We start from the raw sequence: 6,303 nt of genomic DNA on the forward strand, positions 1-6,303 counted from the left end.
GCAGCTTTTTTATTACTCCAAAAACACACGGGTGAACTGCCTGTCCCTCGTCCTTTCCCTGAATTCCTTCGGTGACTCTCCAATTTCCTTTTTGAATACTTTGCTGAAATAATTGGCGCTCTCATAGCCTGATAAGTTCGCAATCTCTTTTATCGGAAGATCTGAATTTGACAGCCGCTCCATCGACCGCTCCATCCTTTTTTTCGTCATGTACTGAATAGGCGTCTCATGAAAATATTGCTGAAACAGCTGAATAAAATAATATTTGCTCAAGCCTGCCTCCTCTGCTAAATCCGTCAGGCTCAATGGCTCACCAAGCTTTTTTTCAATCAGCCGTGCTGCTTTTTTCATGTGCTCCGGCACTTTATCCTTTGCTTCGGTAAGTCCCTTGCCATAGCGGTGAAGGGCCATCACAAAATTATAGGCCTTGCAGGAAGCAATGTATATGTCGCTGATTTCATCATTCAGCGCCTCTTGATTAATCTGCCTCAGCAGCCTGACTAGCTCAGACTCTTCCGGAATCGCTGCCACCGGTCCGTTGCGATCAGCAAATTCCGCCCAGCACGATTCCGCACTTTCCCCGACAAGTGTGATAAAAAGAAACTCCCATTCTGCCGAACCCTCTGGCAGCCAATATTCATGATCACCCGGCACCTTTACAAGAAAGGCTTTTCCCTTCGGAAGCGAATAAACCGCCTCCCCTACACGAATAGCGCCTTTCCCCTTTGTTGTATATTGAAAAATAAAGGTATTTTCGCTATCTGTTCTTGTTTCGCCATTCCATCTGTAGGAAGCCTTTGTTTGCCTTTCCCAGCCCACATACCAAATATTGGCAGGAATATAAGCCTCTTTTTTTTGAAACTGAAACACACAGTTGCCATATGGGCCATCCAGCAGCTTGTACCGCAATTTATTACCCTCCTTCAAAGGAATTTACCATTGAGATCGAAATATAAGCGATTTACTATGAGTATATCAGATAATTTGAAATATTGTTTCATCACAACATATTCCACATGGAGGGATCACTATGAAAAAGAAAATCACTTTTATCGGCGCAGGAAGCACTATTTTCGCGAAAAATGTGCTCGGAGACTGCATGATGTCCCCTGCTCTGCAAAACTTTGAATTTGCCCTTTTTGATATTGATGAAAAACGGCTTCAGGAATCCGAAAGCATGCTGAACCAGCTGAAGCAAAATCTGCAATCGTCCGTATCCATCGTATCCTACAGAGACAGACTGGCATCCCTTGAAGGCGCTTCCTATGTCATCAATGCGATTCAAGTCGGCGGCTACAAGCCGAGCACTGTGATTGACTTTGACATCCCGAAAAAATTCGGACTGGAGCAGACAATTGGTGATACGATCGGCATCGGCGGCATCTTCCGGGCTCTCCGGACCATCCCGGTCCTGCTTGACATTGCGAAAGACATGGAAAAGGTTTGCCCTGAAGCCTGGTTTCTCAACTACACCAATCCGATGGCATCTCTATGCGGCGTGATGCAGCGCTTCACACCGATTAAAACAGTCGGCCTTTGCCACAGCGTCCAAGTATGCACATCAGAGCTGCTGAAAGCACTTGAACTTCCTGCTGATTCTATCGATGAAAAAATCGCCGGCATCAACCACATGGCATGGCTGCTTGAAATTAAGCGGGACGGTGTCGACCTTTACCCAGAAATCAAGCGCCGCGCCAAAGAAAAACAAAAAGAAAAGCACACAGACATGGTGCGCTTTGACATGATGGAAAAGTTCGGCTTTTACGTGACAGAATCCTCTGAACACAACGCCGAATACCATCCATACTACATTAAGAAAAATTACCCTGAGCTTATCGGTAAATACAACATTCCGCTCGATGAATACCCAAGACGCTGCGAACAGCAAATCGCAGACTGGGAAAAAATGCGCGATGAAATCGTCAACAATGCAGAGCTCACCCACGTGCGTTCAAAAGAATACGGCTCCCGCATCATTGAAGCCATGGAAACCAATGAACCATTCGTTTTCGGCGGAAACGTGCTGAACGAAGGCGGCCTGATCGGCAACCTTCCTAAAAACGCTGTTGTCGAAGTACCGTGTGTGGCAGACCGGAACGGCATCAAGCCGTGCTATATGGGAGAATTGCCAGAGCAGCTTGCAGCCCTGAACCGATCCAACATCAACACCCAGCTCCTGACCATTGAAGCGGCCATGAAAGACAGCATTGAAGCCCTTTATCAGGCAGCCTACCTGGATCCCCACACAGCAGCAGAGCTAAGCCTGGATGACATCAAAGCCCTTTGCGATGCCCTTCTTGAAGCTCATGGCGACTGGATCCCATATTTCAAAAAAGACAAACCTGAAGCGCTGACGATCTAATAACCAGCACCGAAAGGAGAGAACCATCCATGGATATGCTGACTCTTGTATGACTCTTGTAAGCTTTATTCCTCGGGGCAGAAGCTTAAAAGGGTGGATTCTTCGCTGGTGGGTGGCAATATACACACCACCACACTTAGTGCCCTGGCCCTCAGTGCAGTAATTGACTAATGACATGTCCCCCCTGCTATCAAAGACAGGCTGCACAACGTTTTTTAGATGAACGTCTCTGTCCCCCATCACAGTAACGGAACAAGGGCCAGGTACCGATTATATGGTACCTGGCCCTCAGTGCGTTAATGAGAAAAAGACCTGTCCCCTTTCTTTTAGGACCTGATCCTATTCCAGAAATCCCTATAGTCTCTGTCATTCTATGCGTTAAAGGAGCAGGGGACAGGTCACCATTAAAAATGGGGACAGGGACTTTTCTCCTCAACCAAAATAGTTGTATATACCCAAAAGTCCCTGTCCCCCTTGGAGACCAGTGCCCTGTCCCTCGCTTTGCTAATTTACTAAAGCCCTGTCCCCCTTATTTTCAGCTCAGTACCGATAAGGATTATTAAAGGAAGCCCCTGTCCCCCAATATACTGCTCTGACAGAGGACAGGTACCCAATCATCTGCACCTGTCCCTCAGTTTTTTAACGAATTAAAGACCTGTCCCCTAAGCTGTAAAACCTTTTAAACTTGTGAATAATGGGGGTGGTGCCTGTCCTCTTTTGCTTTAACGGAACAGGGGACAGGTCACCGGATAGGGAGGAAAGTTTTTTTAATTGAATTAATATTTGAATTATTATACTTATTTTAATTTTCAAACAACTAAAGTAAAATAGCCTTAATACATAAAAGGGGTGAATTTCAATGAAAAGAATTGGTTCCTTCGTATTATGGGGCCTGATTTCTGCTTTGGGGGCAGCGGGGTTTGGGATGCTTGCGCTGCATCAGGGAGAAACGATTAATGCAATTTGGCTTTTGACGGCGGCGGTGTGTGTTTATGCGGTTGCTTACCGGTTTTATAGCCGGTTTATGGCAAAGAAAGTATTTGAGCTGGATGATAAAAGAGAAACTCCGGCTGAAACGCATAATGACGGGAAGGATTTTGTTCCTACAAATAAGTGGGTTTTGTTTGGGCATCATTTTGCGGCGATTGCCGGAGCTGGCCCTTTAGTTGGGCCGATTTTGGCTGCGCAGATGGGGTATTTGCCCGGGACGATCTGGATTGTGGCAGGGGTTGTGCTGGCAGGGGCAGTTCAGGATTTTGTTATTTTATTCGGTTCGATGAGGCGGAAGGGAAAGTCGCTGGGCGAGATGATAAAAGAGGAGATGGGCCCTGTAACAGGGATCATTTCCATGATTGGCATTTTAGGCATTATGATTATTTTATTGGCTGTTTTAGGATTGGTTGTGGTGAAGGCGCTGATTGGAAGTCCTTGGGGGATGTTTACGATTGCGGCGACGATTCCGATCGCCGTATTTATGGGCTTGTATATGAGGTATATCAGGCCTGGGCGTGTCGGCGAGGCATCGCTCATCGGAATTGTTCTTTTGCTGCTGTCCCTATATGCAGGACAGGCTGTTTCTAAGAATCCGGCGCTTGCTGCAATGTTTACGTTTAATGGAGAGACGATCGCTATTTTAATGATTGTTTATGGATTTATTGCTTCTGTCCTGCCGGTATGGCTTTTGCTTGCTCCGCGGGATTATTTAAGCACCTTTTTAAAAGTAGGAACCATTCTTGGACTGGCACTTGGCATTATCGCTGTTGCCCCTGAGCTTCAGATGCCTGCTGTGACGAAGTTTGTGGATGGAACAGGGCCTGTTTTTGCGGGTAATTTATTTCCATTCTTGTTTATCACTATCGCCTGTGGAGCGGTATCAGGATTTCATGCACTTGTGTCTTCAGGGACGACGCCTAAGATGGTGGAAAGAGAATCTCATGCACGGCCGATTGGGTATGGGGCCATGCTGACTGAGTCTTTTGTGGCTGCAATGGCGATGATTGCTGCCTGTGTGCTGACTCCAGGCATTTATTTCGCTATTAACAGCCCTCCTGCGGTTATTGGAACTGACGCTGTTCAGGCAGCACAGACGGTTTCAAGCTGGGGCTATTCCATTACACCTGATATGCTGACTCAGATTGCGAAGGATGTTGGGGAAGGGACGATCCTTTCGCGGACAGGCGGTGCACCCACGCTTGCGATCGGAATGGCTTTTATCTTCTCAAAAGCGCTCGGCGGCGGTGCGCTCATGGCCTTTTGGTATCATTTTGCGATTTTGTTTGAAGCATTGTTTATTTTAACAACAATCGACGCAGGCACACGGGTTGGAAGGTTTATGATTCAGGATCTTCTCGGAAGCGTTTACAAGCCGCTGAGCAAAACAGAGTCTCTTCCTGCCAACCTGATCGCGACGGCTTTGTGTGTGATCGGATGGGGATATTTCCTTTATCAGGGGGTTATCGATCCGCTCGGAGGCATCAATACGCTCTGGCCGCTCTTTGGCATAGCCAATCAAATGCTCGCCGGCATTGCCCTGCTCCTTGGAACCACGCTTCTCTTTAAGATGGGGAAGAAAAAGTATGTATGGGTGACGCTGCTTCCAACCGTTTGGATTTTAATTGTCACAATGGCTGCCGGCTGGCAGAAGCTGTTTGATGCCAATCCGAAGATCGGCTTTCTCTCCCACGCGAAGGTTTTCCGTGACGCTTTGGCTGATGGAAAAATACTGGCCCCTGCAGTGAACAAGGCACAAATGAATCAGGTTTTGATCAATGATTATGTTGATGCAGCTCTTTGCGGAATCTTTATGGCAGTGGTGATTGCTGTTCTGTTCTCCGCGCTGCGGATCTGGATTAAAGTCATGCGCAATGAAAAGGTCAATCTGCATGAAGCACCTTATATTTCAAGAGAAGAAGGAGGCCAGAAAACGTATGCTGGGTAAGCTTTTAAAATACCGGAAGCAATTTTTCAGCCTGATGGCCGGTGTGCCGAGCTATGAGACGTATGTGGAGTATATGGCAGCCCATCATCCAGGCAAGCCTGTACAGTCGAGGAAGGAGTTTTTCTGCGAAGCGCAGGAGGCTCGCTACAATGGCAAAGGGGGCAAGGTGTCCCGCTGCTGCTGATTGACGGTGTCAGAATTTGGTGCTAATTTAAAGAAAAGCGCAAGCGCCTTGAACAGGCCCGACAGCTGCTTGCGGAAAAAATCCGAAAAGTCCGCTCTTGACTTTTTGGATTTTTCCGAAGCGACTCAGATCGGGCTAGGCGCTGGAGCTGGACAAATCAATTTCTGACAGTCTGCTAACTAGTTTCTTATATAAATTCTGATATTTTAAGAAAAGCAGGAGCCCTTGGTCATGCGGAGCTCCTGCACCAGTCAAAGGGGGCTTGTGAATGACAGTTGACATTCGCCTGCTAAGAGATTCTGATGATCAGGCACTGCTGGATCATGAAGTTAAAAATAAGGATTTTTTTCAGCTGTACACGCCTTTAAGGGAAGATGATTATTACACGCTTGAGTACCAGCAAAAGCGAATTCAAAAAGGCAGACAGCTGGCTGAGGAAGGAACAAGCTATAATTTCGGCATTTTCCTCGGCGAGAGCCATTCGCTGATCGGCACCTTATCGTTAACAGGTGTGGCAAAGGGAAGTCTTCAATGCTGCTGGATCGGCTATTGCCTCGATGAAGAGGAAAATGGCAAGGGCTACACAACTGAAGCTGTAAAGCTTGGTGTGGAGTATGCTTTCAAGGAACTAAAGCTTCATAGAGTGGAAGCAGGCGTTATGCCGCATAATCATGGTTCGCTGAGAGTTTTAGAGAAAGCCGGTTTCCACAGGGAAGGAATTGCTAAGGAAAACGTAAAAATTAATGGCAGATGGAGTGATCATGTGATCCTTGCCATCATTAACAGTGAAGATCATTAGGCGCAAAAGAAAAGGACCCG

At 46.9% G+C, this 6,303-nt stretch carries 5 protein-coding genes; 4 read left to right on the top strand and 1 reads right to left on the bottom strand.

All coding sequences use genetic code 11. From position 1 onward, the window contains the following. Window positions 1-12: 12 nt before the first annotated feature. Window positions 13-909: an AraC family transcriptional regulator gene (locus LRR81_RS15880; protein ID WP_231790367.1), complete on the bottom strand. Its 897-nt coding sequence runs from the start codon at window positions 907-909 to the stop codon at window positions 13-15. A gap of 121 nt (window positions 910-1,030) precedes the next feature. Here LRR81_RS15880 and melA point away from each other — a divergent pair, with 121 nt between their 5' ends. From melA to LRR81_RS15900, 4 genes are all read left to right on the top strand, one after another. Continuing rightward, on the top strand, window positions 1,031-2,362 hold the full coding sequence (melA, locus tag LRR81_RS15885) for an alpha-glucosidase/alpha-galactosidase (protein WP_231790368.1): 1,332 nt from the start codon (window positions 1,031-1,033) through the stop codon (window positions 2,360-2,362). An 859-nt stretch (window positions 2,363-3,221) separates the two neighbouring features. After that, entirely contained in the window at window positions 3,222-5,300 is a 2,079-nt protein-coding gene (locus LRR81_RS15890; RefSeq protein WP_231790369.1) for a carbon starvation CstA family protein, read from the top strand. Further along, entirely contained in the window at window positions 5,290-5,484 is a 195-nt protein-coding gene (locus LRR81_RS15895) for a YbdD/YjiX family protein (protein WP_231790370.1), read from the top strand. Before LRR81_RS15890 ends, LRR81_RS15895 begins: the two co-directional genes overlap by 11 nt. Before the next feature lie 268 nt (window positions 5,485-5,752). Continuing rightward, window positions 5,753-6,283 (top strand): GNAT family N-acetyltransferase, encoded by a 531-nt coding sequence (locus LRR81_RS15900; RefSeq protein WP_231790371.1) that lies wholly within the window; start codon window positions 5,753-5,755, stop codon window positions 6,281-6,283. The last annotated feature ends 20 nt before the right edge of the window (window positions 6,284-6,303 follow it).

Origin of the sequence: Metabacillus kandeliae (genome assembly GCF_021166585.1) — a bacterium.
GTDB classification, from domain to species: domain Bacteria; phylum Bacillota; class Bacilli; order Bacillales; family Bacillaceae; genus Metabacillus_B; species Metabacillus_B kandeliae.

What these genes read in the sequence shown, in the direction of transcription:
- melA (WP_231790368.1), top strand. Translation starts at nt 1,031, where the DNA reads ATGAAAAAGAAAATCACTTTTATCGGCGCAGGAAGCACTATTTTCGCG.
- LRR81_RS15890 (WP_231790369.1), top strand. Translation starts at nt 3,222, where the DNA reads ATGAAAAGAATTGGTTCCTTCGTATTATGGGGCCTGATTTCTGCTTTG.
- LRR81_RS15895 (WP_231790370.1), top strand. Translation starts at nt 5,290, where the DNA reads ATGCTGGGTAAGCTTTTAAAATACCGGAAGCAATTTTTCAGCCTGATG.
- LRR81_RS15900 (WP_231790371.1), top strand. Translation starts at nt 5,753, where the DNA reads ATGACAGTTGACATTCGCCTGCTAAGAGATTCTGATGATCAGGCACTG.